This window comes from Streptomyces sulphureus DSM 40104 (assembly GCF_000381025.1).
Taxonomy (GTDB): domain Bacteria; phylum Actinomycetota; class Actinomycetes; order Streptomycetales; family Streptomycetaceae; genus Streptomyces; species Streptomyces sulphureus.
On the sequence record NZ_KB905822.1, the window covers coordinates 197896 to 224375 of the forward strand.

24 protein-coding genes are annotated in these 26480 nt (G+C 70.7%); 14 read left to right on the forward strand and 10 right to left on the reverse strand.

All coding sequences use genetic code 11. From position 1 onward, the window contains the following. Nucleotides 1-25: 25 nt before the first annotated feature. From F603_RS36090 to F603_RS0125295, 13 genes are all read left to right on the forward strand, one after another. Nucleotides 26-268 carry an SCO4848 family membrane protein gene (locus F603_RS36090; protein WP_016908834.1) on the forward strand — a complete coding sequence of 81 codons (243 nt, stop codon included), beginning with the start codon at nt 26-28 and terminating at the stop codon, nt 266-268. Between the two features lie 378 nt (nt 269-646). After that, nucleotides 647-1948, forward strand: coding sequence for a metallophosphoesterase (locus F603_RS0125245; RefSeq protein ID WP_019548727.1), 1302 nt, complete (start codon nt 647-649; stop codon nt 1946-1948). Nucleotides 1949-2151: 203 nt separating this feature from the next. Beyond that, nucleotides 2152-3642 (forward strand): hypothetical protein, encoded by a 1491-nt coding sequence (locus F603_RS0125250; protein WP_019548728.1) that lies wholly within the window; start codon nt 2152-2154, stop codon nt 3640-3642. Nucleotides 3643-3717: 75 nt separating this feature from the next. Continuing rightward, nucleotides 3718-4014 carry a hypothetical protein gene (locus tag F603_RS35235; protein ID WP_158678688.1) on the forward strand — a complete coding sequence of 99 codons (297 nt, stop codon included), beginning with the start codon at nt 3718-3720 and terminating at the stop codon, nt 4012-4014. Between the two features lie 501 nt (nt 4015-4515). After that, nucleotides 4516-5538 carry a dihydroorotate dehydrogenase gene (locus F603_RS32880; protein ID WP_245600897.1) on the forward strand — a complete coding sequence of 341 codons (1023 nt, stop codon included), beginning with the start codon at nt 4516-4518 and terminating at the stop codon, nt 5536-5538. Further along, the gene (locus F603_RS0125260) at nt 5511-6788 is read left to right on the forward strand and encodes an MFS transporter (protein WP_078503742.1); all 1278 of its coding nucleotides are present in this window, start codon (nt 5511-5513) and stop codon (nt 6786-6788) included. Before F603_RS32880 ends, F603_RS0125260 begins: the two co-directional genes overlap by 28 nt. 38 nt (nt 6789-6826) lie before the next feature. Then, a complete protein-coding gene (locus F603_RS32885) occupies nt 6827-7678 on the forward strand; it encodes an IclR family transcriptional regulator (RefSeq protein WP_019548731.1) in 852 nt (283 codons plus the stop codon). Then, a complete protein-coding gene (locus F603_RS32890; protein WP_019548732.1) occupies nt 7675-8244 on the forward strand; it encodes a hypothetical protein in 570 nt (189 codons plus the stop codon). Before F603_RS32885 ends, F603_RS32890 begins: the two co-directional genes overlap by 4 nt. A gap of 17 nt (nt 8245-8261) precedes the next feature. Continuing rightward, complete coding sequence (locus F603_RS0125275) at nt 8262-8732, forward strand: hypothetical protein (RefSeq protein WP_019548733.1); 471 nt, start codon at nt 8262-8264, stop codon at nt 8730-8732. Continuing rightward, nucleotides 8729-10021, forward strand: coding sequence for a Zn-dependent hydrolase (locus F603_RS0125280; RefSeq protein WP_019548734.1), 1293 nt, complete (start codon nt 8729-8731; stop codon nt 10019-10021). Before F603_RS0125275 ends, F603_RS0125280 begins: the two co-directional genes overlap by 4 nt. 38 nt (nt 10022-10059) lie before the next feature. Further along, complete coding sequence (locus F603_RS0125285; protein ID WP_019548735.1) at nt 10060-10920, forward strand: iron-sulfur cluster-binding protein; 861 nt, start codon at nt 10060-10062, stop codon at nt 10918-10920. A gap of 41 nt (nt 10921-10961) precedes the next feature. Next, on the forward strand, nt 10962-12278 hold the full coding sequence (locus tag F603_RS32895; protein WP_037957003.1) for a dihydroorotase: 1317 nt from the start codon (nt 10962-10964) through the stop codon (nt 12276-12278). After that, nucleotides 12275-13696 (forward strand): aspartate ammonia-lyase, encoded by a 1422-nt coding sequence (locus F603_RS0125295; protein ID WP_019548737.1) that lies wholly within the window; start codon nt 12275-12277, stop codon nt 13694-13696. Before F603_RS32895 ends, F603_RS0125295 begins: the two co-directional genes overlap by 4 nt. A 319-nt stretch (nt 13697-14015) precedes the next feature. Here the strand turns inward: F603_RS0125295 and F603_RS0125300 are convergent, their stop codons facing one another. From F603_RS0125300 to F603_RS0125330, 6 genes are all read right to left on the reverse strand, one after another. Continuing rightward, on the reverse strand, nt 14016-15311 hold the full coding sequence (locus F603_RS0125300; RefSeq protein WP_245600898.1) for an acyl-CoA thioesterase/bile acid-CoA:amino acid N-acyltransferase family protein: 1296 nt from the start codon (nt 15309-15311) through the stop codon (nt 14016-14018). A gap of 772 nt (nt 15312-16083) precedes the next feature. Then, nucleotides 16084-16848 carry a succinate dehydrogenase iron-sulfur subunit gene (locus F603_RS0125310; RefSeq protein ID WP_019548740.1) on the reverse strand — a complete coding sequence of 255 codons (765 nt, stop codon included), beginning with the start codon at nt 16846-16848 and terminating at the stop codon, nt 16084-16086. Next, a complete protein-coding gene (gene sdhA, locus F603_RS0125315) occupies nt 16848-18602 on the reverse strand; it encodes a succinate dehydrogenase flavoprotein subunit (RefSeq protein WP_026328701.1) in 1755 nt (584 codons plus the stop codon). Before sdhA ends, F603_RS0125310 begins: the two co-directional genes overlap by 1 nt. 38 nt (nt 18603-18640) lie before the next feature. Then, nucleotides 18641-19117 carry a succinate dehydrogenase hydrophobic membrane anchor subunit gene (locus F603_RS0125320; protein WP_019548742.1) on the reverse strand — a complete coding sequence of 159 codons (477 nt, stop codon included), beginning with the start codon at nt 19115-19117 and terminating at the stop codon, nt 18641-18643. Nucleotides 19118-19123: 6 nt separating this feature from the next. After that, nucleotides 19124-19504, reverse strand: coding sequence for a succinate dehydrogenase, cytochrome b556 subunit (sdhC, locus tag F603_RS0125325; protein WP_037956919.1), 381 nt, complete (start codon nt 19502-19504; stop codon nt 19124-19126). Between the two features lie 241 nt (nt 19505-19745). After that, on the reverse strand, nt 19746-20324 hold the full coding sequence (locus F603_RS0125330) for a 2-oxo-4-hydroxy-4-carboxy-5-ureidoimidazoline decarboxylase (protein WP_019548744.1): 579 nt from the start codon (nt 20322-20324) through the stop codon (nt 19746-19748). A gap of 250 nt (nt 20325-20574) precedes the next feature. Here F603_RS0125330 and F603_RS0125335 point away from each other — a divergent pair, with 250 nt between their 5' ends. Next, nucleotides 20575-22179, forward strand: a complete 1605-nt coding sequence (locus F603_RS0125335; RefSeq protein ID WP_019548745.1) for a family 20 glycosylhydrolase — start codon at nt 20575-20577, stop codon at nt 22177-22179. Between the two features lie 170 nt (nt 22180-22349). Here the strand turns inward: F603_RS0125335 and F603_RS0125340 are convergent, their stop codons facing one another. The 4 genes from F603_RS0125340 to F603_RS0125355 all read right to left on the reverse strand — a co-directional run bounded on the left by F603_RS0125340 (nt 22350) and on the right by F603_RS0125355 (nt 26438). After that, on the reverse strand, nt 22350-23048 hold the full coding sequence (locus F603_RS0125340; protein ID WP_019548746.1) for a GntR family transcriptional regulator: 699 nt from the start codon (nt 23046-23048) through the stop codon (nt 22350-22352). A gap of 110 nt (nt 23049-23158) precedes the next feature. Beyond that, on the reverse strand, nt 23159-24418 hold the full coding sequence (locus F603_RS0125345) for a 4-hydroxybenzoate 3-monooxygenase (protein ID WP_019548747.1): 1260 nt from the start codon (nt 24416-24418) through the stop codon (nt 23159-23161). Nucleotides 24419-24519: 101 nt separating this feature from the next. After that, on the reverse strand, nt 24520-25536 hold the full coding sequence (locus tag F603_RS0125350) for a 2,5-dihydroxypyridine 5,6-dioxygenase NicX family protein (RefSeq protein WP_019548748.1): 1017 nt from the start codon (nt 25534-25536) through the stop codon (nt 24520-24522). Continuing rightward, nucleotides 25533-26438 (reverse strand): alpha/beta fold hydrolase, encoded by a 906-nt coding sequence (locus tag F603_RS0125355; protein WP_211231121.1) that lies wholly within the window; start codon nt 26436-26438, stop codon nt 25533-25535. Before F603_RS0125355 ends, F603_RS0125350 begins: the two co-directional genes overlap by 4 nt. Between the last annotated feature and the right edge of the window lie 42 nt (nt 26439-26480).

Consider the following 26480-nt stretch of genomic DNA (forward strand, 5'->3'; position numbering starts at 1 on the left):
GCGAGGCGCTGCCGATACTGGGGCCATGAAGCTCAGCCGCCCCGTCTCCTGGTTCCTGCTCGTCTTCGGGGTGTGGTCCTGGTTCATCTGGATCACCTTCGTCAAGAACCTGTGGAAGGACAGCGGGGGTCTCGCTTTCGACGCCGCCGGCGATCCCACCGGCTACTTCTGGGTGCACCTTCTCCTCGCGGTCGTATCCTTCCTCCTCGGCACGGCGATCGGCGTGATCGGCTACCGCGGGCTGCGGGCGCTGCGCCGGGAGTCCTGAAGCCGCGCGCGCTTCTCCACAGGGCGGCGGGCTGACCTTGACGCGGTTGTACACAGCGCCTTGACGTCGTTGTACACAGGCCCCGACACGGCCGTACACAGCCTGACTCGTTCGTACACAACCCGGCGTCCGGGCAACGGCCGTCCACAGGCCACGTATCCACAGGCTTCTCGTCCACAGGGTGCGTGCGGGGCCGCTGTCCACAGGGGTTGCGCCGGTCGCTCGTCGCCTCGCTGACCTGGCGGGCCTTGGCTCCGGGCGTCGCAGAGCGGCAGGTAGATTGAGGTTCCGGAGAACAGGTGTCCGTCAGGCAGGTGGATGGGGCCGGGTGGCGTCTGTGTCGGAGGGGGTTCCAGAGGCCGAGCTGAGGGGGCGGGAGTGGTCGTGCTCGTAGTGCTGTTCGCCGTGGTCGTGGTGGCCGTCATGGTTGCCGCGCACTGGTACGTGTGGCGAAGGCTGGTACGGGACGTCTCCCGGCCGAAGAGCGTGTGGCGCCGTACGGGCACGGTGCTGATCTACGTGTTCCCGCTCTGCGCCGTGGGAGCGCAGGCGACCGCGCGTTCCGGTGCGCCCTTCACCGTCCAGCAGCTCGTCGCCTGGCCCGGCTACCTCTGGCTCGCCTGCCTCCTCTACCTGCTGATCGCGCTCGCCGTGGGCGAGTTGGTGCGCCCGCTCCTGCGTGTCGCGCTCCGCCGCAGGGACGCACGAGCCGTCGGCGCGGGTCCCGCGGAGCACGGGACGGCCGACCGCGAGCCCGCCCTGACCGGCGCACGGACCGAAGGGGAGCCGCCCGCCGCCGAGCCGGGCTCGGCAGGGCCGGCGTCCGTCGTGCCGGAAGCCGAGCATGCGCCGGCGCCCTCGCGCCGCCTCTTCGTCGCGCGCGCCGTCGGCGTCGGCGCCGCCGTGGCCGCAGGGGCGACCGTGGGCACCGGGGCATGGGGTGTCCTCAACGGGCCGACGCTCAAGCACGTCACCGTCCCGCTGGCCAAGCTCCCGCGGCGGGGGCACGGCTACCGCATCGCGGTGGTGAGCGACATCCACCTGGGGCCGGTCCTCGGACGTGCGCACACCCAGCGGATCGTGGACCGGATCAACGGGGCGCAGCCGGACCTCGTCGCGATCGTCGGCGACCTCGTCGACGGCTCGGTGGAGAACCTCGGCGCCGCCGCCGAGCCGCTCAGCACGCTCCGCGCCCGGCACGGCTCGTACTTCGTCACCGGCAACCACGAGTACTTCGGCGACGCCCGCGAGTGGATCGACCACGTCCGCGAACTCGGCGTCCACCCCATGGAGAACGTCCGCAAGGAGCTGCCCTGGTTCGACCTCGCAGGCGTCAACGACCTCGCAGGCGAGGACCAGGACGAGGGCCCCGACTACGACAAGGCCCTGGGCGGCCGGGACACCTCGCGCGCCTCGGTGCTCCTCGCCCACCAGCCCGTCATGATCCACGACGCCGTCGACCACGGCGTCGACCTCCAGCTCTCCGGCCACACCCACGGCGGGCAGATGTGGCCCGTCAACTACCTCGCGGCGCTGGAGAACCCGACCCTCGCCGGACTGGAGCGCTACGGGGACACCCAGCTCTACGTGACGCGCGGCGCCGGTGCCTGGGGGCCGCCGGTCCGCGTCGGCGCCGAGTCGGACGTCACGATCGTGGAGCTCGCCTCGAAGCAGGCGTGACGCGGTGACGGAAAAGGCAGTCGGCAGCGTGGCAGCGAGAACCCGGACGAACCGGGCGCCATGATTCCGGAACGGCCGCCGGAAGGAGCGGCCGATGCCACGCCGCCGGAAGTGAGTCGCCGTGTTCCGCACCGCCCCCGTACCGCCCGCCTTCACGACGAAGCGCCGTTCGGCACACGCAGCCGACCGGGCCCGCTGACGCCGTGTCCTCGACGACCACCGCAACCGCCCTCGTCCGCCCCGTCGGGGACCCGATCCTCGACCGCCTCAACACCCACCCCTCGGCCCGCATCTCCCACCGGCTCCTCCTCGTAGCCTGCCTCGCGTTCGCGGGCGCCGGGCTGCTCGCCGTCCCGGCCTCGCTGCCGCTCGGCTGGGACGAACTCGTCTACGCGAGCCGGTTCCCGCACTTCGGGCCCGTCACGGAGTTCAGCGCGCCGCGCACTCGCGGGGTGCCGGCGCTCGTGGCCCCGGTCGCGGTGTTCACGGGCTCCGTCCCGATCCTGCGCACCTACCTCGCCGCCGTCGCGGGACTCGCCCTCTACCTCGGGTTCCGACCCTGGCTGCGGGTGAGTACGCAGCCGTACACGGTGCCGCTGGCCGCGGCCTTCTACGGGACCGGGTGGATCGCGCTCTTCTACGCGGGCTCCGCGATGCCCAACCACTACGTCGCGACGGGGACCGTCGGCGCGGTCGGCGCGGTGCTCCAACTCGTCGGGCGGCGCACCGCCACGGCGCCCGTGGTACGCCGCAGTGCCGTGGCGGGACTCGTCTGCGCGCTCGCCGTGGCCACGTTGATGCGTCCGCAGGACGGGGTCGCCGTGGCGGCTCCGCTGCTCCTCGCCGTCCTCCTGATGCCGGGGAGGCGGGCCGCCGCGGGGTGGGGCGTCGTCGGCGGGACGGTGCTCGGGCTGCTGCCCTGGGTGGTGGAGGCCCAACTCGCCTACGGGGGCGTGCTGCAGAGGCTGCGCACCTCGGCAGAGATCCAGGGCGGCATGGGCTGGACGTTCTCCGTGCCGGAGCACGCGGCCTCGCTCGGCGGGCCGCTGCTGTGTCGCCCCTGCCGTGTCGAGGAGGTCTTCGGGTGGCCCGCACTCTCCTGGTGGGCGGTGCTGCTCGTGCTCGTCGCCGTCGGCGCCGGGCGGATGCGGAGGGCGCAAGGGCAGGCACTGGCGCTGCTGTTGCTCACCGCGCTCTCCGTCTCGGCGACGTATCTCTTCCTCGTCGGCTATGCGGCGCCGCGGTTCCTGCTGCCGGCGTACGCGCTCCTCGCGCTCCCCGCGGCGGCTGGGCTCTCGGCGTGCGCGGCCAGCCTGCGCCGGGCGCGACCGGGATCGCGGCGGTTCGGCACCTTCCTCGGGGTCGCGCTGCTCGCCGCCCATCTCGCCCAGCAGGGCGCCGACTTGCACACCAACGTGGAGAGGCAGGAGGCGTCGCGGGCCGAGTGGCGGACGATCGCGTCCGTCCTCCACACGGAGGGCGTGCGCCCCCCGTGCACCATCGACGGCAACATCGGCGCGATCCCCCTCGCCCACACGGCGGGCTGCTGGGCCCGGCTCGGCACCCCGAAGCGGCCGGACGCGCTGGTGATCCGCTATGCCCACCGGCCGCGGTGGGCGGCCGACTGGAAGGTCATCCCGGTGCGGGGGACGTACAACACGGGATGGAAGGTCGTGGTGCCGGGCGAGCGGTGAGACGCAACCTGCCCCGGACGCAGTCCTGTTGACGATGTCTCCGCTCGGACCGGCCCCGGGTGGGGACGTTCGTGCGTGGCCTCAGGCGCAGACGCGGACTCGTTCACGAAGGCCGACCGGACGGCTGCGGGGAAGGCGAGGCGGGCGCCGTCGGGCGACCACCTCCAGCAGGTGATCGCGCTCTGCCCGCACTGCCACGGCCTCAAGACCCGCGGCCGCCACTGCGAGGCTCTCGGGCAGGCCCTCGCCCGCGTGGCGGGGAACGCCTGCCACGAGTGGATCGGCGACCCTGTTCCGCGCCCCGGCCACTTGACTCACTGGCCACAGCCTGCCGGATGTGGCAGCGCCCCCCCGACCTTCACGACCGGATGAGGCTCCGCCCAACTCCCGGCAGAGACTCCCTTTTGAGGCCCTGCTGCCCGAAGGGCAGGCCAGGGAGGAGCGGAGGGCGCCGGACGACCGGGCCTGTGGGGGCGACCCCCGGCTACGGCGGCCGCCCGCCCAGCACGCCGCCTCGTGCGGCCGGAGCCGACTCATGCGCGGCAGCGAGGCCCGTAACCCACCAGTCGGGTCCGCGACGTGGCGAGAACAGGTGCAGCCGGATCACGGTACGTGCAGCGTCCGGAGCCCCTCGTCCTGGGCGCCGCGCCGCACAGGATTTCCTCCCCGTGAAGAAATTTCCCTCTCTCTCTTCTGTCTCGCGGAAATTGTGGAACCGCTGGTTCCCGCCGCGCGGAATTAGTGCGAATCGCGTCCTGACCTGCATGTTCGGTCGCGTGAATTTCTCGCTCGGCATTTACATCCAGGCTATTGACAGTGGAAAAAGTGGCGCGCATTCTCGAAGCCTCCACGAGACGAAGGAGGTGCTTCCACGTGGCGGATGACCTGGTCGGTCAAGGGGCTGTCCTCGATGACCGAGATCGCATGTTCGCTTGCTCGCCGACGGGCTCTGCGAGCCTCGCGGTGCGGGTGGGCGGCCTGGAGCTCGCGAACCCCGTGATGCCGGCTTCCGGATGCTTCGGCCCGGAGCTTGGCGGACTGCTCCCGGTGCGCGACCTGGGTGCCGTTGTCACCAAGACCCTGTTCGACGAACGCCGGTCCGGTAATCCCTCGCACCGGTTGACCGAGACCTCCCACGGCATGCTCAACAGCGTCGGCATTCCCAGCCCGGGGACTTCGAAGTTCCTGGCCGAAGTGCTGCCGCAGTACCGGGCCTTCGGCATCCCCGTCGTCGTCAGTACCGGCGGGCTCACCGTCGAGGAGTACTGGCAGGTGACGTCCGATCTGGAGGGCGCCCACGTCGACGCCTTGGAGATCAACGTCTCCTGCCCCAACCTCGAGCACGGCGGCCTGGCCATCGGCACGGACCCCGCGGTCGTGGAGAAGGTCGTCCGGGGCGTCGCCGCCCGGACGACGGTGCCTCTGTGGGTGAAGCTCACCCCGAACGTGACCTCGATCGGCGCGATCGCCCGCGCCGCCGAGGATGCGGGCGCCACAGCGGTGACGGTCTGCAACAGCTTCCCCGCCATGGCCGTCGACGTGCGCCGCCGCCGCGCGGTCCTGGGCAATGGAACCGGCGGACTGTCCGGTCCGGCGATCAAGCCGCTGGCGCTGCGACTCGTCCACGAGGCGTCCAGCGCCGTGACGATTCCCGTCATCGGCTGCGGCGGCATCGCCAGCGCCCGCGATGTGGCGGAGTTCCTGCTGGCCGGAGCGAGCGCCGTGCAAATCGGAACGGCCAGCTTCACCCGTCCCTTTGCCATGGCTCAGATCGTCCGCGACCTCGCCGCGCTCGCCGACGACCTCGACGTGTCCCACATCAACAAACTGACTTCCGGCCTGCAGACCGAGCCCTCCCTGGAGACGCAATGTCCGCCTTCGAAGATGAAGATGTGAGCATCGGCACCCGCGCCGAGGCGAGCCCGAAGCCTCCGGACGATTCCGCCCAGGTCAGCAGCTACGGCAAGAAGGCCGTCGTCGCCTCCTCCCTCGGCTACGCCATGGACGGGTTCGATCTGCTGATCCTCGGCTTCGCGCTGTCGGCGATCTCGGCCGAACTCCACCTGGGGCACACCCAGGCGGGGTCGCTGGCGACGATCACCCTGTTCGGCGCGGTCCTGGGCGGCGTGGTGTTCGGAATGCTGGCCGACCGGTTCGGCCGCGTGAAGATGCTCACGTACTCGGTCGTCTTCTTCGCTGTGTTCACCGGCCTGACCGCGGTGGCCACCGGCTTCACCGAGATCGCTGTCTTCCGCTTTCTCGCAGGCGTCGGAATCGGAGGCGAGTTCGGCATCGGCATGACGCTGGCCGCCGAGTCGTGGCCGGCCAGGAAACGGGCGCGCGCCACCGCGATGGTCGGCCTGGGCTGGCAGGCCGGTGTCCTGCTCGCCGCCCTGGTGTCGGCTCCGGTGCTGACCCACTGGGGTTGGCGCGGACTGTTCCTGATCGGCGCGGTGCCGGCCGTCGTCGCGATCGTCTTCCGCTCCCGTCTGCACGAACCGGATACGTTCACCCAGTTCAAGGACGCGCAGCAGGGCAGGCCGCAGAAGGTACCGCTCAAGCTGCTCGTGGCGGACTCCAGGACGACCCGCGCGACCATCGGCGTCCTGGTCCTGACCACCGTGCAGAACTTCGGCTACTACGGGATCATGATCTGGCTGCCGACGTACCTGGAGGACCGGTTCGGCTACAGCCTGACGAAGTCCTCCGCCTGGACCGCGGTCACCGTGGTCGGGATGGCCATCGGAGTCCTCCTCTTCGGTCAGCTCGCTGATCGCCTGGGCCGACGCAAGGCGTTCTGGATCTTCCAATGCGGCGCTGCCGTGTCCGTCCTGGCCTACAGCCAACTCGTCTCGCCCTGGGCCCTGATGATCGGCGGGGCGATCATGGGCGCCTTCGCCAACGGCATGATCGGTGGCTACGGCGTCCTGATGGCTGAGCTCTACCCCACCGCCGTGCGCTCCACCGCACAGAACATCCTCTTCAACGTCGGCCGGGCCATCGGCGGTCTGGCACCTGTGGTGGTGGCTCTGGTGGCCTCTTCCCTCGGACTGGGCACCGCGATCGGCATGCTCGCCGTCATCTACGTTCTCGACATGGCCGCGATGCTCCTGATCCCCGACCGGCAGGCCGAGCAACTGGACTGACGATCCCGCGTCAGGTCCCGCCCCGCTGGAGGCACTCCATGCAAGTCGTTGTCCGCGCGCTCTCCGTCCTTCGGGCCCTTGCCCCGAAAGCAAAAGGCGCCACACTGCAGGAACTGCACGAGGAACTCGCCATTCCCGTCGGCAGCCTGCACCGGGTACTGGCCACGCTGACGGACGAAGGGTTCGTCACCCGCTCACCCAGGAACCGGCGTTACTTCCTCGGCCCCGTCGCCCGCCAACTGGCCGAGCAGAATTCCGGCCACTCCACCCTCCTGGTCACGCCCCACTCCGCGATCACCAACGCCGCCGCGGCGAGCGGAGAGACCGTCTTCCTCACCGAACTCATCGGCGACCGTGCCGTATGCGTTGCCCTGCGCGAAGGCCGCCACCCCTTGAGGCTCTTCGTCCGCATCGGTCAGGAGATGCCGTGGAACGCTGCCGCCTCCGCCCGCGCCTTGCTGGCCCACCAGCCCCAACACGTCGCACACGGCCTGCTTGAGGCTCGCCCCCTCGACCCGTTCACCGAGGACACCCCCACCACCATCGAGAGCATCGACGAACACCTCGCCCTCGTCCGCGCCCGCGGCTACGACGTCTGCGACGACGAACTCGACCGCGGCGTCTGGGCGGTGGCAGCTCCCACCTTCACATCGACCGGCTCGGTCGCCGCGAGCGTCACCCTCGCCGCGGCCGGCGGCCGCATGCGCGACCCGCAGGTGCGGTCGCAGGCCGTTGAGACCGTCCTGGCCACCGCGCGCGAACTCTCCGACGAACTCGGCTTCGTCGGCGACTGGCCGGTCCTCGACCCTGCCGCCGCCTCGTCCAGCACGCACCAGCCCAAGGGCGCACCGCATGCTTCCGCCCCGTCCCAGAAAGGCACCACCCGATGAGCCTGGACCAGGACTTGGCCGCGGCACCCGACGTGCCGGCCGTCTTCCTCGCACCCCACCGCCGCCACGGTGAACTACACGCTGACATCCTCGCGGCAGCCGTCTCCGCAGACACCGCCGGCCAGCAGTCGCTGGTCGACCCGTACGCGTACCAGACGCAGCCCACCATCCTGCGCCGGCTGGCCGCCGATCTCGCCGCAGCAGTGCCCACGGGATGCGACCGCCTGATCACCGAAGCGCCCGTCGGACTCGCGCTGACTGCCGCGGTCTCGCTCCACACCGGGCTGCCTTTCGCCGCCATCCACCGTCCCGGCACCGACACCCCCCTGCTGCACGGGGAGATCCACCGGGCGGAGAACCTCGCCGTCATCCACCCCGGAGCACCCGACTGCGAGGCCGCCCGCCACGTCGCGGTCGCTGCCACCGCCCACGGTGCGCGTGTGGTCTCCGCCCATACCGTCCTGGCCGACGGCGCACCGAACGGCGACAGCACCAACGCGTCGGCGGACAGCACCGACACCGGGCCGAGCGCCCAGGCCCTGTTCGCTGAGCACGCAACCGCCTAGACGCCAGGAGGCGCCCCATGGACAACGTGATACACGCGGCCATCGACTCGCTCGGTACCAGCCCCGACAGCTACGGCCCGACGCTGGACACCGCCCGCGACACCGCCGCCGTCGAAACCGTCGGAACCGCCCTGGCCGAGGAACTCGACCGCTACCGGCCCGAGGCCCTGGCGGTGTGGAACAGCGGCGACGAGATGGTCCTCGCCCACATCGTCGCCCGCGAACTGCACGCAGACCTGCTGTACGCCAGTGATGTCGCAGGCATCCTGGCTTTCGGCCGGCGGCCCCGACCGCGCCAGCGGGTCGCGATGCTGGCGACCTCGTGGACATCACGGAGGTTCGCCTCGCTGCACGCCTTCGCCGCCCGGACCCACGACCTGGACGTCGTTGCGGCCGCCGCCGTGATCGACACACCCGCGCTGCACACCGACGACGCCCTGCCCACCATCCATTTGACCGCCGCCACCCGGCAGGAAGATGCGTCATGAACCCCGTCGCCACCGGTACCGCCCCCCTCGTTGCCGACCCGGCCCGGCTTCAGGACCACATCGACGCCTTCGCCGCGCTGAGCGAACCGGACTCCGGCCCCGGCGTCACCCGCCTCGCCTACACCGCCCTGGAGCGCCAGGCCCACGCCGTGTTCACCCGTTGGATGACGGACCTCGGCCTGCGGGTATGGACGGATGCGGCAGGCAACACCCTGGCCGAACGCTCCGGCACGAACCCTGACCTGCCGGCCCTCGGTGCGGGCTCGCACCTGGACAGTGTGCCCAACGCCGGCGCCTACGACGGGATCGCCGGCGTGGTCGCCGCCATGGAGACTGCCCGCCTCTTCGCCGAGGCCGACATCGAGCACGCTTTCCCGATCCGGTTCGTGGCTTTTGCCGCCGAAGAAGGCGCCCGCTTCGGACAGGCCTGCACCGGAAGTCGCATCGTGGCCGGGCTGACAGGTCCCGACGACCTGGAGTCGAAGAGCGACGCCCAAGGCGTCACCCTCGCCGAGGCCATGCGCTCCGTCGGCTTCGCCCCTCACGAGGTCGCTCGGGCCCGCTGGCAGTCCGCCGACTGGGCAGCATTCCTCGAACTCCACATCGAGCAGGGCAGCGTCCTCGAATCCACCGGCACCCCGGTGGGCATCGTCGACCAGATCTCCGGCAGCACCCGCATCATGATCGAGATCACCGGACGCGCCTCGCACACCGGCGGCACACCGATGCACCTGCGGGCCGACTCGATGACGGCCGCCGCCGAAGTCGTCCTGCTGGCCGAGTCGCTCGCCAACGACACCCGTCACCGCGGCACCCGCATCAGCGTCGGAAAGATGGAAGCCTCGCCCGGTTCCATCACCACCATCGCGGGCCGAACCCGCCTCTACGTCGACGTCCGTGACATCGACAGCGACCGGCAGCGCCTGACCGTCGCCGAGCTCGTCGAGCGCGCCAAGTCCCTCTGCGAGCGCCGCAACGTCACCTTCGCCGCCACCGCTCTGGCCGACGCCTCGCCCGTCATCCTGCCGCGCCGGCTGCGCGACACAGTCGCCTCTACCTGCACGGACCTCCAGATCGACTATCGCGTCCTGCCCAGCGGAGCAAGCCACGACAGTCAGATGATCAACCACGTCGTGCCTACCGGGTTGATCTTCGTACCCAGCCGGGACGGCATCAGCCACAGCCCAGTGGAGTGGACCAGCGCCGACGAACTGGCCACCGGCACCAGCGTCCTGGCCGCCGGCCTCCTCGCCCTCGACCAGCAGATGCGCCCCCACGCCACGGCGTAGCCGTCAGCCGCGCGGCATCGCCCAGCAAGGAGCAGACCATGTCCCACCCCACCGCCGTCCGTGAGGCCGTCACCCCGATTCGCCCCGTCCACGGCAGCAGCCCCACCCCCACCTGGCACCGCGGAACCGTCCTCGAACACGCCCCCGTCGCCGACCGCTATCAGTACCTGTGCCTGGCAGCCCCGACCATCGCCGCACTGGCCCGGCCCGGCCAGTTCGTCATGCTGACCGTCGCCCGGGACAACCAGCAGGCTCCCGTCCTGCCGCGCCCCATGGCCATCTACCGCCGCAACGTACAGGCCGGCACCATCGAGGTCGTCTACGGCGTCGTCGGCGACGGCACCGGCCAGCTCGCCACCTTCCGCCCCGGTGAGCGCATGCTGATCGTCGGGCCGCTCGGGCAGGGTTTCGCCCTCGACGCCCAGGCACGCCGGGTCCTCCTCGTCGGACGCGGCATCGGCACCTGTTCGCTGACCACCATCGCCCAGGACCTCGCCGACACGCCCACCCAGGTCCTCGCGGTCGCCAGCGGCCGGGACGCCACGTCCGTCATCGGCGGCCCGCTCTACCGCGGCTACGGTGCCCACACGGTCTTCGAGGTGACCGACAGCGACGGCAGCAGCAACGTCGACAGCTTGCGCAAGCTGCTCACTTCGGTCCTGGACGGCGACCCGCCCCAGCAGATCATGACCTGCGGGTCCGAACGCCTCGCCCACCTGTGCCGCGAACTCGGCGACCGCTGGCAGGCCGACGTCCAGGTTTCCCTGGAAGCGCACATGGCGTGCGGCATCGGCTACTGCCACGGCTGCGCCACCGGAACCCGCAGCGGCCCCGAAGAGTCCCCGCTGATCTGCAAGGACGGCCCCGTCTTCCGCTACACCTCGGGAGTCGGAGCATGAGCATCCCTGCCCCTTCTCCCGTCGGCCGCAACCTCGGAGCACTGGGCGCCGTGATACTGCGCGGTGGCCGCGTTCTTGGGGACGAGGCGGCCGACATCCGGCTCACCGCAGAGGGCCGGATAGCCGCGATCCGCCCCACAGGCACCGACACCGCCCCTGTCCCGTGCATCGACATCGACGGCCTGGTGGTCCTGCCTGCCTTCGTCGACCTCCACACCCACCTGCGAGAACCGGGCAGCGAAGACAGCGAAACGATCGCCTCCGGCACACGAGCGGCTGCTGCCGGCGGCTTCTCCGACGTCTTCGCCATGGCCAACTCCCGGCCCGTCACCGACACCCCCGACCGTGTCTCCTGGATCGCGAGGACAGCCGCCCGAGTCGGCGCAGCCCGCGTCCATCCCGTCGGCGCCATCACCACCAACCTCGAAGGCACAAGCCCCGCACCGCTCGCCGCGATGGCCAAGACAGGGGCCCGGATGTTCTCGGACGACGGCAGGTGTGTCGACGACGCCGACATCCTGCGCCGCGCCTTGCTCGCCGCCCGGACGAGCGGAACGGTCATCGCCCAGCACGCCCAGTGCCGCCACCTCGCAGGCCAGGGTCAGGTCAACGCCGGCCCCGCTGCCGAACGCACCGGTCTGACACCCTGGCCCCATGTCGCCGAGGAGACCGTCGTCGCCCGCGACGTCATCCTCGCCGGCGAGAGCGGCGGACGGCTGCACGTCTGCCACGTCTCCACCGCCGGCACCGTCGGCATCGTCCGCTGGGCGAAGAACAACGGCTGGCCCGTCACCGCGGAAGTCGCCCCGCACCACCTGCTCCTCACCGACGACCTCGCCTCCGACGCCAACCCCCTGTACAAGGTCAACCCACCGCTGCGGTCCGCCACCGATGTAAAGGTCCTGCGCAGCGCTCTGCGGGACGGCACCATCGACGCCGTCGCCACGGACCACGCCCCGCACACCTCTCGCAGCAAGGCCGCCGACTGGTGCCACGCCCCGTTCGGCATGCTCGGTCTGGAGGCCGCCCTGTCCGTGGTCGCCGAGGTCCTCCGCCGCGACGGGGCTCCCGACTGGCCGCGCATCGCGCAGGTGATGTCCCACCAACCTGCGCGCATCGGTTCGCTCGACACGGCAGGACGCCCCCTGACCGCGCACGAACCCGCCACGTTCACTCTCGTCGACCCGCAGGCCGACTGGCAGGTCGATCCGCTCGACCTGCACAGCCTGTCCCACAACACCCCCTTCACCGCCAGGGTGTTCCACAACCGGGTGAAGGCCACCGTGGTCGACGGCCACGTCACGCACGACGCCGCCGGCCTCCTGCGCACCACGACCGACGAGGAGTCCCCCCGTTGACCTCCACCGACACACCTCAGAAGGCCGCGTCCGACCGCGTGGAGCACGACCTCCTGGGTGAGCGCACCCTGCCGGACGGCGCCTACTTCGGCGTCCACACCCTGCGGGCCATGGAGAACTTCCCCATCACCGGCACACCGCTGTCCCACCACCCCGACCTGGTCGTGGCGCTGGCCCGGGTCAAGCAGGCCGCCGCCCTCGCCAACGCCGACCTCCAGTTGCTCCACCCCGACCTGGCCAGTGCCATCACTGCCGCGTGCGAGGAGATCGCCTCCGGCGAGCTGCACGAGCAGTTCACCGTCGACGTCATCCAGGGCGGCGCCGGAACGTCGTCCAACATGAACGCCAACGAGGTCATCGCCAACCGCGGCCTGGAGTTCCTGGGCCACACCAAGGGTTCCTACCGACACCTCCATCCGATCGAGCACGTGAACCGTGGTCAGAGCACCAACGACGTCTACCCCACCGCCATCAGGATCGCCCTGATCGCGGGCGTTCAGAGACTGGCAGGCGCCCTCAGCGAGCTCTGTGCGGAATTCGCGGACAAGGCCGGCGAATTCACGGACGTCCTGAAGGTCGGCCGCACCCAGCTGCAGGACGCCGTGCCCATGACCGTCGGGCAGGAGTTCGCCGCGTTTGCGACCACCCTCGGCAAGGACGAGAACGGCCTGGTCGAAACCGCCCGACGGCTGCACGAGATCAACCTGGGCGGCACGGCTATCGGTACCGGCCTCAACGCGGACCCGTCCTGTCCTCAGACCGTCTGCCGACACCTCAGCCACCTCACCGGCCTGCCCCTGACCACAGCACGTGACCTCATCGAGGCCTCCTCGGACACCGGCGCGTTCGTGCAACTGTCCGGCGCGCTGAAGAGCGTCGCGGTGAAGCTCTCCAAGATCTGCAACGACCTGCGCCTGCTCTCCTCCGGTCCACAGGCCGGTTTCGGCGAGCTCAACCTGCCCCGCATGCAAGCCGGTTCCAGCATCATGCCGGGCAAGGTCAACCCGGTCATCCCTGAAGTCGTCAACCAGATCGCGTTCGAGGTCATCGGCAACGACGCCACGGTCACCGTGGCCGCCGAGGGCGGACAGCTCCAACTCAACGCCTTCGAACCCGTCATCGCCCACTCGCTGCTGAAGTCCATCGACCGGCTCACCGCGGGCTGCCATACGCTGGCCCGCCGCTGCGTCAACGGCATCACCGTCAACGACGCCCGCCTCATCCAGCAGGCCGAGGAATCGGTGGGCGTCGTGACCGCCCTCAACAACGTCATCGGCTACGAGGCCGCCACCGCCCTCGCCCACCGGGCCATGGCCACCCGTCGCAGCGTGCGCGATCTCCTGCTCGAAAACGACCGCCTCAGCCCCGCCCAGATCGACGACCTGCTCTCGCCGGCCCGGCTCACGACCCCGCAGTAGCAGCCTGACCCGACAGCGACCGGCTGTCAGGTCGCCCCGACCGGCCGACCCACCACCCCGCCCGCTCATGGACCTGGGCCGCTGCACCCCCACCGTGGCGCGGGCGCCGGCGGCCGCCGTGCAGCGCGGAGGGCAGCCGTGACCGTGCCACCGTGCCGCGACTGCCCGTACGCGCCCTGCGCATCGCCGCCGCCAACGCGCCCGCAAACGCAGCCGGTTGACAGCTCCCGCTGCCCCCACCCACGTCTCGTCAAGCAGGAGGACGGTACGTACTGCACGTTCTGCCGGCGGCAGATCTACCGGTGAAAGGGCGAACGGCTCACCGGTCCAGGAGCTTCAGCACCTTCGGCCAACTCTCGGCGCGCGCCTGCTGATCGGCCTCGGCGGTGGAGACGATCTGACCGTTCCGGCCGCCCTCCTGGCCGGGCTGGCCGTAGGGGAACCAGTTGACGTGGTGGCCGGCACCGGGGAAGACCATGCCGTTCTGGTTCTGGCTGCGGATGGCGCGGGTGGCGCGGTCGGAGTCCCACATCTTGTCGTTGCCGCCGCCGACGGCGAGGACCTGGCCGCGTACCCGGTCGAGGGAGATCGGGCCCGTCGGGATCGGCTTGCCGCCGTCGGCCCAGGCGGCGCCCTGGCCGCGGAAGGGGCCGTTGACGACGGCCGAGGGAGCATAGACCACGACGTCGCGTACGAGCTCCGGTTTGCGCTGGCCGAGGAGTTGGGCGACCTCGCTGCCGCGCGAGTTGCCGACGACGGCGAGCTTCGAACCGTCCGCGCCCTCCTGCCTGCCGAGGAGCTTCGCCGCCCGCTCGAAGTAGGCGAGGTCGATCTTTTCGATGCCGTCGGGGCGCTCGGAGCCCTTGCCGCACTGGAAGTAGCAGAGCGCCAGCGTCGGATGGCCGTGCGAGGCGAGGAGCGCCGCCGCGTAGGTGCCCGCGTTGCCGCCCTCGGAGCCGCCGAAGAGCAGGACGGGTGCCTTGTCGCCGCCGCCCCGCTTCGGCAGGTACAGCTCACCGTTGAGGCCGTCCTTGGTCTCGCTCAGCCTGCGGTGGCCGGTGCCGGGCGCGAGCCACTGCCGCTTCAGCTCCCGGTGCGCCAACTCCTTGCCGCCCTGGCTGCGTACGGAGAGGCGGACCTTGTAGGCGCGCTGCTCCTCGGGGGCCTCGGGGTGGAAGGAGAACGCCTTGCCCGTGCCGATCGTCTCGGCGCCCTTGGTGCCCTTCTCGGGGAGCATCGCGCCGAGGAGTCCGGTGCTGTCGGCCTTCGGGTACGGCTTGCCGCCCAGCGGCGCCTGCTCGGCGAGGTCGACGGCGCCGTCGTCCCCCGTCGTGTAGGTGCCGGCGGACGACCACGGTTGGTGGAGCCAGTCCTCGGCCTTGGCCACGATCTGCACCCGGGAGTTCTCGGGCAGTCCGGTGGCCTCGATGCCCACCTGCTGGTCGGCGAGCGCGGACGGTCTGTCGGTTCGGATCTCCGCGCTCGGGCCGCCGTCGCCGGCTCCGCTGTCGCCGGAGCCCGCGCTGTCCGTCGCCGAGCAGCCGGTGGCCGCCAGCACCAGGGCGAGTGCGGCCACTGCTGTTCGGGCTGTCCGCTTGCCTATCACGCTGGGCACGATACGCAGACTCGACGTCGGCATGGACCGCTGCCCGGTGTGCGTCACCCCACTCCGCGCCCCGGGCAGCGTCATGCCATGCCGGCGTCAACCGGCCTCGGTCGCCTGCGCCTTGTCGTAGAGCGCCTCGGCCTCGGCGCCGAAGTACGGCCCGAACATGGTCTCCGGGAGGAAGACGTATACGAAGCTGTTCACCGAGGAGAGCAGGCCCTCGCCTGCGGCCCGTGGTCTCGGTGACGGCGCCTTCGCCCGTCCACTCGCCGCCCGGCTCGGGGAACTCGGCCGGCCCGGCGTGGGGCCTGACCGTACGCGGCTCGCCTTGGGGCACGGGCTTCCCGTACCGGTCGTCCGAGCGGGCCGCGGCGAGGTCGAGCGGGACGGCGCCGCGCATCTGCTCGGCCGTCCAGAACTCGTCCAACAGGGGGCATCGAAGCGGGGGTGTTGACGGCGGACCCGGTGCGTACGGTCCCGCCCTGGAGCGCGGGCTGCGTGCCGCGGGACAGAACGGCGTGCCCGCGAGCAGCAACCCTGCCCCGCAGGCGGCTGCGGCTGCGGGCGGTGGGTTGCGGGGCGTGCCCCGCGCAGACGAGTGGTGCGGGTACGGGAGAGCGTGCCCATGCGTGTGCCAGCGCACGTGTCTGCCGGGCGAGTTGAGCGGGAAAACCGCTGCCTCCGCACGGATGCGGCACAGATGCATCACACCCGCGCACAACAGCGGGCCCCGCCCGGTACCTACGTACCGGGCGGGGCCCGCGAGGCGGAGGTTGGAGCCTCAGAAGCGGCGGGTGATCAGCGCGCGCTTGACCTCCTGGATCGCCTTGGTGACCTGGATACCGCGCGGGCAGGCGTCCGTGCAGTTGAAGACGGTGCGGCAACGCCACACGCCGTCCTTGTCGTTGAGGATCTCCAGGCGCTGCTCGCCCGCCTCGTCGCGGCTGTCGAAGATGAACCGGTGCGCGTTGACGATCGCCGCCGGGCCGAAGTACTGCCCGTCGTTCCAGAACACCGGGCACGAGCTGGTGCACGCGGCGCACAGGATGCACTTGGTGGTGTCGTCGAACCGCTCGCGGTCCTCGGCCGACTGGAGCCGCTCACGCGTCGGCTCGTTGCCCGAGGTGACGAGGAACGGCATCACGTCGCGGTACGCCTGGAAGAAGGGCTCCATGTCGACGACGAGGTCCTTCAGCACGGCGAGGCCCTTTATCGGCTCGACGGAGATGGGCTTCTCCGGGCCGATGTCCTTGATCAGGGTCTTGCAGGCGAGCCGGTTGCGGCCGTTGATGCGCATCGCGTCCGAGCCGCAGATGCCGTGGGCGCAGGAGCGTCGGAAGGTGAGGGTGCCGTCGTGCTCCCACTTGATCGTGTGGAGCACGTCGAGCACGCGGTCCTTCGGGTCGACGTCGACCTGGAAGTCGTCCCACCACGGCTCGTCCGAGACCTCGCTGTTGTAGCGGCGGATGCGGAGGGTGACGGTGATCAGGTGCGAGGCGGGGCCCTTCGCCTCGGCCTCTGCCTTGTCCATGACTGCGGTGCTCATCAGTACTTACGCTCCATCGGCTGGTAGCGGGTCTGGACGACCGGCTTGTAGTCCAGCCGGATCGACTCTGCCCCGTCGTCGCCCACCTCGCGGTACGCCATCGTGTGACGCATGAAGTTGACGTCGTCGCGGTTGGGGAAGTCCTCGCGGTAGTGGCCGCCGCGGGACTCCTTGCGGGCGAGCGCGGAGACCGCCGTCACCTCGGCCAGGTCGAGCAGGTTGCCGAGCTCGATGGCCTCCAGGAGGTCGGTGTTGAACCGCTTGCCCTTGTCCTGGACGCTGATGTTCCGGTAGCGCCTGCGGAGTTGGCCGATCTCCTCGACGGCCTCCTTGAGCGTCTGCTCCGTCCGGAAGACCATGACGTTCTTGTCCATCGTCTCCTGGAGCGCCCTGCGAATCTCCACCACGCGCTCGTTGCCCGTGGCGTCCCTGAGGTTCTCGATCTCGTCGAGCACGAACTTCGCCGGCTCGTCGGGGAGTTCGACGTACTCCGCCGTGTCGGCGTACTCCGCGGCCGCGATGCCGGCGCGACGGCCGAAGACGTTGATGTCGAGCAGCGAGTTGGTGCCGAGACGGTTGGCGCCGTGCACAGAGACGCAGGCGACCTCTCCGGCCGCGTACAGCCCGGGGACCGGGGTGTCGTTGTCGGCGAGCGCCTCGCCGCGGACGTTGGTCGGGATGCCGCCCATCGCGTAGTGCGCCGTCGGCTGGATCGGCACCGGGTCGGTGTACGGCTCGATGCCGAGGTACGTCCGCGCGAACTCGGTGATGTCGGGGAGCTTCGCGTCGAGCTGCTCCGGCGGGAGGTGGGTGAGGTCGAGGTAGACGTGGTCGCCCTCGGGGCCGCAGCCGCGGCCCTCGCGGATCTCGGTGTAGATCGCGCGGGAGACGACGTCGCGCGAGGCGAGGTCCTTCATGACGGGCGCGTACTTCTCCATGAAGCGCTCGCCGTCCTTGTTGCGGAGGATGCCGCCCTCACCGCGGGCACCCTCGGTGAGGAGGATGCCCATCTTCCAGATGCCGGTCGGGTGGAACTGGAAGAACTCCATGTCCTCCAGCGGCAGTCCGCGCCGGAACGCCGACGCCTGGCCGTCGCCGGTGAGCGTGTGCGCGTTCGACGTCACCTTGAAGAACTTGCCGTTGCCGCCCGACGCGAAGACGACGGCCTTCGCCTGGAAGACGTGGACGTCACCGGTGGCGAGCTCGTAGGCGACGACGCCCGCCGTCCGCGTGACTCCCTCGACCTCGTTGAGGAGCAGGTCGAGGACGTAGAACTCGTTGAAGAACTCCACGCCCTCCTTGACGCAGTTCTGGTAGAGCGTCTGGAGGATCATGTGGCCCGTGCGGTCGGCCGCGTAGCACGAGCGGCGGACCGGGGCCTCGCCGTGGTTGCGCGAGTGGCCGCCGAAGCGGCGCTGGTCGATCTTCCCCTGCGGCGTCCGGTTGAAGGGGAGGCCCATCTTCTCCAGGTCGAGGACGGAGTCGATCGCCTCCTTCGCCAGGATCTCGGCGGCGTCCTGGTCGACGAGGTAGTCGCCGCCCTTGATCGTGTCGAAGGTGTGCCACTCCCAGTTGTCCTCCTCGACGTTGGCGAGGGCGGCGGCCATGCCGCCCTGCGCCGCGCCGGTGTGGGAGCGGGTGGGGTACAGCTTCGTCAGCACCGCGGTGCGGCTGCGCTTCGTCGACTCGATCGCCGCGCGCATCCCGGCGCCGCCGGCGCCCACGATCACGGTGTCGTACTTGTGGAACTTCACGTTGTTCATCGGGTTACCTCAGCCTCAGCCCCGGTACGTCAGCGGATGTTCGGGTCGAAGGTGAAGATCACCAGCGTTCCCAGCAGGACCGTGAAAACAGTGGCCGCGTAGAGCAGCATCTTCAGCCAGAAGCGGGTGTTCGCCCGCTCCGCGTAGTCGTTGATGACGGTGCGGAGGCCGTTGGCGCCGTGCAGCATGGCGAGCCACAGCATCAGCAGGTCCCAGGTCTGCCAGAACGGCGAGGCCCAGCGGCCCGCGACGAACGCGAACCCGATCTTGCTCACGCCCCCGTCGAGCACGAGCTGGATCAGCAGGTGCCCGAGGACGAGGACGACGAGGACGATGCCCGACAGCCGCATGAACAGCCAGCCGTAGAGCTCGAAGTTGGTCCTGGTCGCCCGGGGGGTCTTCGCGGTGCGGGTCCGGGGCGGTTCGATGACCGGCGCGGGGTTGTCCACGTCGAACTCGCGCGCCCCCGCGGCCTCGTCGGCCGGCTTCGTGGTTTCGGTCGCCATCGCTTATCAGCCTCCGAACAGCGAACGCAGGGTGTGCTGAAGCACCGGGTAGAAGGCACCGATCATCAGGACGAGCCAGATGACCATCGCCGTCCACAGCATCTGCTTCTGGTACCTGGCACCCTTCGACCAGAAGTCCACCGCGATGACCCGCAGGCCGTTGAGCGCGTGGAAGAGGACTGCGGCCACGAGGCCGTACTCCATCAGGTTGACGAACGGAGTCTTGTAGATCGCGACGGTGTCGTCGTACGCCTCGGGGGAGACGCGGACGAGCGCGGTGTCCAGGACGTGCACGAACAGGAAGAAGAAGATGAGGACGCCGGTGACTCGGTGAGCCACCCAGGACCACATTCCTTCCCGGCCGCGGTACAGCGTTCCAGCCGGCACGGAAAAAACCCTCCGGGAGCGGATATCGGGGCCAGCCGGCTTCGTGTCGGTCGGGCCCGGCCGGGTACGGTCCACCGGCCGCGGGCCATCGTAGCGACGCGGTGTCGGGACGCCGGTGGCGGGTGTGCAGGTCCGATCAATCAGCCACGTACGGAGGACCGCAGGAGCGCCGAGAGGCCCTACACAGGGGCCGACCGGGGACGAGGCCCGACGTGGCGGCCCGCTGCGGCGCCCGTCCGGCTCAGAACCGCCCGCTGTGGTGCGGTTGTTGGCTGCGGGGGACCGGGACGGCGAGCGCGTCCTGGAAGCTGTGGCGGCTGAGCCGGCCGCGGACGATGCGGCGCAGCTCCTCGGCCGTGACCGTGCGCTCCTCCTCGGGCTCGTTGGCGAGGCGGCTGTGGAGGGCGGTGAGCGTCGCGTCGAGGCGCTCGGCGGGGGAGCGGTCGTCGAGGCAGAGCAGGAAGGTGTGGCCGAACCGGCTCTCGTACGCGGCGAGGGCGGCGCGCAGCGCGGTGTGGGCGGCGAGGACGCCGGGGCGGTCGGCGGAGTGCGTCGGCTGGTAGACGGCGTCGAGCGGGTGTCGGGCCGCCTCGCCCGCGAGCGCCTCGGCGAGGTCCTCGGGCGTAAGGTCGTACGCGGCCTCGTCGGCCGCGGCGAGGAGGGCTTCGAGGTCGGGGTACGGGCGGTGGGTGGTGAGGAGTGCGGCCCAGCGGCGGCTGGCGCAGCTCTCCAGGAATGCGGCTTCGGCCGAGGCGCGGGAGGCGGTGTTGAGTCGGCAGAGCGCCGTCTGCTGCTCGGTCCGCCGGCTGCTGGGGCGCATAGGCTCCTCTGGGTCCTCGGTTGAGTGCGGCGAGGGCCCGCCGAGATCCCTCGCGGGGCGGCGAACGACGCCGTCGAGCAAGGGATTCCGGCCGGTGTGAGATCGGATACAGCCCCCTACCGTCCGACGCCGCCACCTTAGCGACATGCCTGGAGAGGCTCCGGGCGTCCTCGGGTGATTCACCCGCACGTGACACTTCGAAAGGTCATACGTGCCCGGAACGCGACGAAAGGGAAAATACCGTACTCCCATGGGACGAAAGTGGCGCTGGACGCTTGTCGTAACGGCCGCCGTTATCGCGGTCGGCCTCGTGACCACGCTCGCCGTCAACGGCCTTCCAGGAACCGGAAGTTCGCGGACGAGCAGCGACAACACCCAATCCGAACCCTCAGACGCGGGCAGCACCCCGCCACCCGCAGGCCCCGAGCGTACGGGACCCGAGCCGCGCACGGTGCCCGCCGTACGCGACTGGAAAGCGCAGCGCGGCACGGGATGGAAACCGCAGCCCGGAGCTCGCGTCGTCACCGACCGCAAGGGGCCGCTCGCCGACGAAGCGGACCTGCTCGCCGAGGAGTTGGAGCTGGACACCGCGGGCGGCAAGCCGCGCGCCGGCGACGTCGAACTCCGGCTCACACCCAAGGCGAAGACCGGAGCCGAGGGCTACCGCCTGCGCACCGCCGACGGCCGCGTGCGCATCACGGGCGCCAAGCAGGCCGGCGTCTTCTACGGCACCCGTACCCTTCTGCAGGCCGTACGGAACCAGGAGCTCATCGCGGACGGCGAGGTCCGCGACCGCCCGGACCGGCCGCAGCGCGGCTTCCTCCTCGACATCGCGCGCAAGGACTACAGCGCCGACTGGATCGAGTCCCGCATCAAGGAGATGGGCGACCTCAAGCTCAACCAGCTCCAGCTCCACTTCTCCGACGACCAGGCGTACCGCATCGCCAGCGACAGCCACCCGGAGATCGTCTCCGACCCGCACCTGACGAAGAAGCAGGTGCGCCACCTCGTCGACGTCGCGGCCTCGCGGCACATCGAGGTGGTCCCCGAGATCGACTCGCCGGGGCACCTCGGAACGGTGATCGACGAGCATCCGGACCTCGCGGTGCGCAGCGCCTCGGGCGAGGTGGCGCGCGGCGCCATCGACATCGGCAAGCCGAAGGCCGGCAAGCTCGTCGACGATCTGCTGCGCGAGATCGACGACCTCTTCCCCTCCAAGCAGTGGCACCTCGGCGGCGACGAGTACCCGCCGCTGCTCTCCGACGACCCCGAGTCCTCCTACCCCGGGCTCGCCTCGGTCGCCCGCGACCGCTACGGCGACGGCGCGAAGATCCAGGATCTCGCCACGGCCTGGATCAACCACCGGGCCGACACCGTGCGCAAGCTCAAGCGGATGCCCCAGGTGTGGAACGACGGCATGCACGCGGGCGGCGTCGTCAAGCCCAACCGTCCGCGCACCGTCAACTACTGGACGGGCAAGGAGATGGGTGCGCGCGAGCCGGCCGACTACTTCAAGGAGAAGTGGAAGATCGTCAACCTCAACGACGAGTTCCTCTACTACGTCCTGGGCGAGCCGAACGACTTCACCTACCCGACCGGCGAACGCATCTACCGCGAGTGGACACCGGCCGTCGTGCGGCACGACAAGGCCGTCCCCGACAGGTGGGCGGGCCGCGACCGCATCCTCGGCGCCCGTTTCGCCGTCTGGGGCGACATCTCCAACGCGCAGACCACCCAGCAGGTGGCGGACGGCATCCGGCTCCCGCTCGCGGCCACCGCGCAGAAGGTCTGGGACCCCCGTGAACCGCGGCTTTCCTGGAAGGAGTTCAGCGAGGCGGTGCCCGAGCAGCAGTGAGCGGCTCCCGGCTCTGCGCGACGTGGCGGCGCAGCCGTCGGCGAAGCGGCGGGTACGGCCGCCCGGAGGTACGACGACCGGCAAGGAACGCAGCTCGTGCGGAGGTACAGCCGCTCGGCGGGGTGGGCCGGGCTGCACGTTGCCGAGCGGCGAGCCGGCCGCCGCGGGTGCTACTCCTCCGCGGGAGTCGTCCGGTCGGTCGTGCCAAGGCCCTGCAGGGCGGCGAGGCGACCGTGCTGGACGTGCATCCGGGCGACCGCGGTCGCCCCGATGGCGTCGCCGGTGGAGAAGCACCGGACGAGTTCCTCGTGTTCGCGGTGCGCCTGCCGGGCGCGCTCGCCGCGGAGCGAGGCGTTGATGTACCGCTCGCAGGAGTACCACAGGACTCGGACGTGCCGTTGGAGCGCCCCGGGGCCCAGCCGCGCGAAGACCGCGGCGTGGAACTCGCGGTGCGCGAAGAGCATCGCAGCCGGGTCGTCGGCGTCCTCCGTGCGCCGCATGCGCTCCAGGGCCGCTTCCATGGCGGTCGCCGTCTCCTCGGGGTAGGTGGCGGCGGCTCGTTCGGTCGCCATCACCTCCATCAGCTCCAGCATCCGGTAGGAGTCGTCGACGTCCTGCCGCCGTATCTCGGAGACGACGGCGCCGCGCCGCGGATACATCTCCAGCAGGCCCTCGGAGAGGAGTTCGCGGAAGGCTTCGCGCAACGGCACCCGGCTGATTCCGAGTTCGGCGGAGAGCTCCTCGACGCGAAGCCTTGTGCCCGGAGAAAGAGTGCCGAGCACGATGCGCTGGCGGAGCTGGTCCGCTGCAAAGTCGGTGAGTGTACCGTGCGGCGGGCCGAATCCGGCCGTCGTTTGGGCGTCTTTCACTGGCGTGTGACTTTCCCGCATGGTGTTGGTGCTGTCGGCGACAGTTTGCCACGGCTTGGGGCAGAGCTGTCCGGTGGGCGTTGCACCCGCCGGACAGCACCGCCCCGACGTCATGGGGCGGCGGTGACGCTGCCGCGCGTCTGCCGGCCCGACTGCGGTGTCCCCGGCTCCTCACCGGGCTCGAAAGGCCAGCCCAGCGGCGGCCCGATGTAGCTCTCGGCGAAGTTGCGTGCGTACGCCGTCGAGTGGCGTAGCTGCCAGAGCCTGGACTGCTGGAGGCGCTGGCGGAACGCCGCGTCGGGTCCGTCGGCGGGGTAGGTGTGCATCATGTGTATCAGGGCGTGGCTGAACTCCTGCGCCTTCCAGATGTCGGGCAGCCGCCTCGCGGAGTACCGGGCGAGCGCCTGCTCCTCCCCGCCGTCCAGGAACCCGGCGAGTACGCCGTCGAGTTCGGCCGCGTCGGCGATGGCCAGATTCATACCCTTGCCGCCGGACGGGGTGATGATGTGCGCCGCGTCGCCGAGCAGGAAGAGCCGCCCGTACTGCATCGGCTCCAGCACGCTGCTCTTCATCTCCAGCATGTTCTTGCTGAAGACCGGACCTTCGTGCAGCGTCCATCCCGGTTTGGCCAGCCGGTGCCGCAGCTCGTGCCAGATCCGCTCGTCGGGCCAGTCCTCCACGCTGTCCTCGAAGGGGACTTGGAGGTGGAAGCGCGTGACGTCGTCCGAGCGGAGGAGGTGCCCTGCGAAGCCCCGCGGATGCTGTGCGTAGACGGTCCACTCCGCCGACGGCCGGGTGCGCGCGAGCAGGGTGAGCCAGCGGAACTCGTGCTGCATGGTGTACTCGGTGAACGCCTCTCCGGGGATCGAGGCGCGGGCGGCACCGTGTTGACCGTCCGCACCCGCCACCGCGTCGGCAGTGACCACCAGGCCGTTTTCGCACTCCACGCGCGGGCGGTGCTCCAGGGACGTGACGCGGTGGGCGCGGGTCTCGTAGTGGACGGTTCCGCCGCCCGCCTCGTAGGCGTCCAACAGGTCGGCCACCACTTCCTGTTGGGGGTAGACGTAGTGGGGAGTGTCGTCGTAGAGAGCCGAGTAGTCGGTGAAGAAGCTTTCGCCGTCACTGCGGAACTCGCAGCCGTGGTGCACCGCGCCTTCCGCGTGCAGCCTCTCGGCGAGTCCGTGCCGCTCCAGGAGTTCGACGGTGCGGTGCTCCAGCAGGCCGGCCCGGGCACGGCCGAGGATCTGCGCGCGGCTGAACTTGTCGAGGACCACGGTGGGGACTCCGCGCTGTTGCAGCAGATTGGCGAGAGTCAGCCCGGCGGGGCCGGCGCCGATGATCGCGAGGCGGGACTCGATTTCCCGGGCCATTCGGCCCTCCTTACGTTCGGTGGCGAGATGGGTGAGGGCGGGGGCAGCGCGCACCCGCAGTCGCAGGCCGCAGCAGACCGCCGCGGCCTGCGCGGCAGGTGTCAGTCGGCGCGGTGCGGTTCCACGACGCGACCGCCGCGGACCACCGGCTCGTCGTCGAGGAGGAGGTCGCAGCCCCGCATCGGGATGTCGAAGTGGCAGGGAGTGTCGTTGGCGCCGCCGAGTTCGTTGTTGGGGCCGATGGAAAACATCACGTTGCCCTCGAAGGAACGCAGCTCCATGCCCATGCCGCCGGGGAACTGCGTCAGACCGTGCCAGTGCGCGCGCGGGTCGAGGCCCCAGCCGACGTGCGACATGCCGTAACCGCGCGGGTCGTCGAAAGAGCGGATGTAGGAGGAGAGCAGGTCCGCGTCGAGGCCGCCGCGGATGTCGGTGATGAACCCCTTTTCCACGGTGAGTTCGACCGGGGTGGTGGTGTAGGTGTTGAACGGCAGCAGGACGTCGCCAGGGGACATCACGATGCGTCCGTCGACGCCGTCGTCGGCGCCGCCGGTGAAAACGAAGGCGGACGGCCAGTGGTCCCAGCGCCCCGGCTCGTCGGTGTAGCCGTACTCCGAGACCGTGGGGTAGACGCCGAGCCTGTAGGTGATGTCGGTGCCCGCCTCACTGGTGATGCGGAGCGACTCCGCGCCGGCGAGGCGGTGCTGGGCCGCCTCGACCCGCTCGCGCAGCTCGACGGTCGGAAAGAGCCGTGCCAGGAGTTCCACCGGTTCGACCGCGAGGGCGATCCTGGTGCCGGCCGCCTGGATCTCCATCTGCTCCGGGCTGAAGAGCAGGAAGACCAGGTCGATGAGGATGTCCGCCTGCTTGGCCGTCTCCACCACCTCGCGTTGCCCGGCGAGTCCGCCGCCCACCTCCCAGCCGCCGCTCGGCGGCGGCTCGGGGAGCCGGACGTGGTACGCGCGGGCGCCGAGTCGACGCGCGGCGGCCAGGAACGCGTCAGCGTAGGCGAGGCGTTCGTGCCCCTGGGACAGGACGGCGACGGTCTGGCCGTCCTCCACGGCGCAGAGCTTCAGGTAGTCGGTGCACAGGTCTGCGAGGAATGCCTGGTCGGTCACGATTGCCTCCCTGGAACGGATCGCCCGGCGGGTCCGCCGGGCGGGTGCGGTGCGGGGCGCGTCGCCGTCTGCTGCGCGTCGGCGGGCCGGGACGGGGTCGGCTCGGCGCCGTCGTCCGGGCTCTCCGGTGCGGGCGGGGGGCCGAGAGCCGCGCGCTTCCCGTCAAGGGCTGTGCGTACGGCGTCGAGGAAGCCGTCGAGGTTGTCCCAGGGCACCATGTGGCCGGCCGAGGGCACCTCGAGGATCTGCGCCTGCGGATTCAGCCGACGCAGAGCGGGGACGTCGGCGTCGGTGACGACCGGGCTCTCGGCGCCTCGGATCAACGTGACCGGCGCGGGGAGCCGGGCCCAGTACGGCTCGAACCGCTCGCGCTCGAAGTCGCCGTGCGTCTCTGCCACGGCCGTCGGGTCGCAGGTCGGCAACTCCTGTGCCCGGATGGCCAGTTCGCGCTGCGGCCAGTGCGGGTACCACCGCGCCACGCCCTCCGCGTCGGTTCCCCTGCGCGCCTCGGTGAGTTGCTCGGCGAAGGAGGAGGCCGAGGTCGGATAGGGGCGGTGCGGGCCGGAGAGCGGCGGATCGACGAGGACCAGCGGGCCGTGCGGAAGCAGCCGAGCGGTCGCGGCCGCGATGCGCGCCCCCATCGAGTGGCCCAGGAGAACGGGACGTTCGCAGTCCAGTGCCTCGGCCAGCGCGACGGCGTCCGCGGCGTACTCGCGCAGCGTGTAACCGCCGTCGGGCGCCACGGTGCCGCCTCGACCGCGGATGTCGGGCACGTACACCCGGTACTCCCCTGACAACGCGTGCGCCACGAAGTCGAGTGCCAGCGCGGTGCTGGTGATGCCGGGCAGCAGCAGCAGGTCCGGGCTGCCCGGCTCACCGTAGCGGAGCACCCTGTGGCTCAATCCACGTGCGTCGACTCGGAGTTCAGTACCGCGGGGACCGTA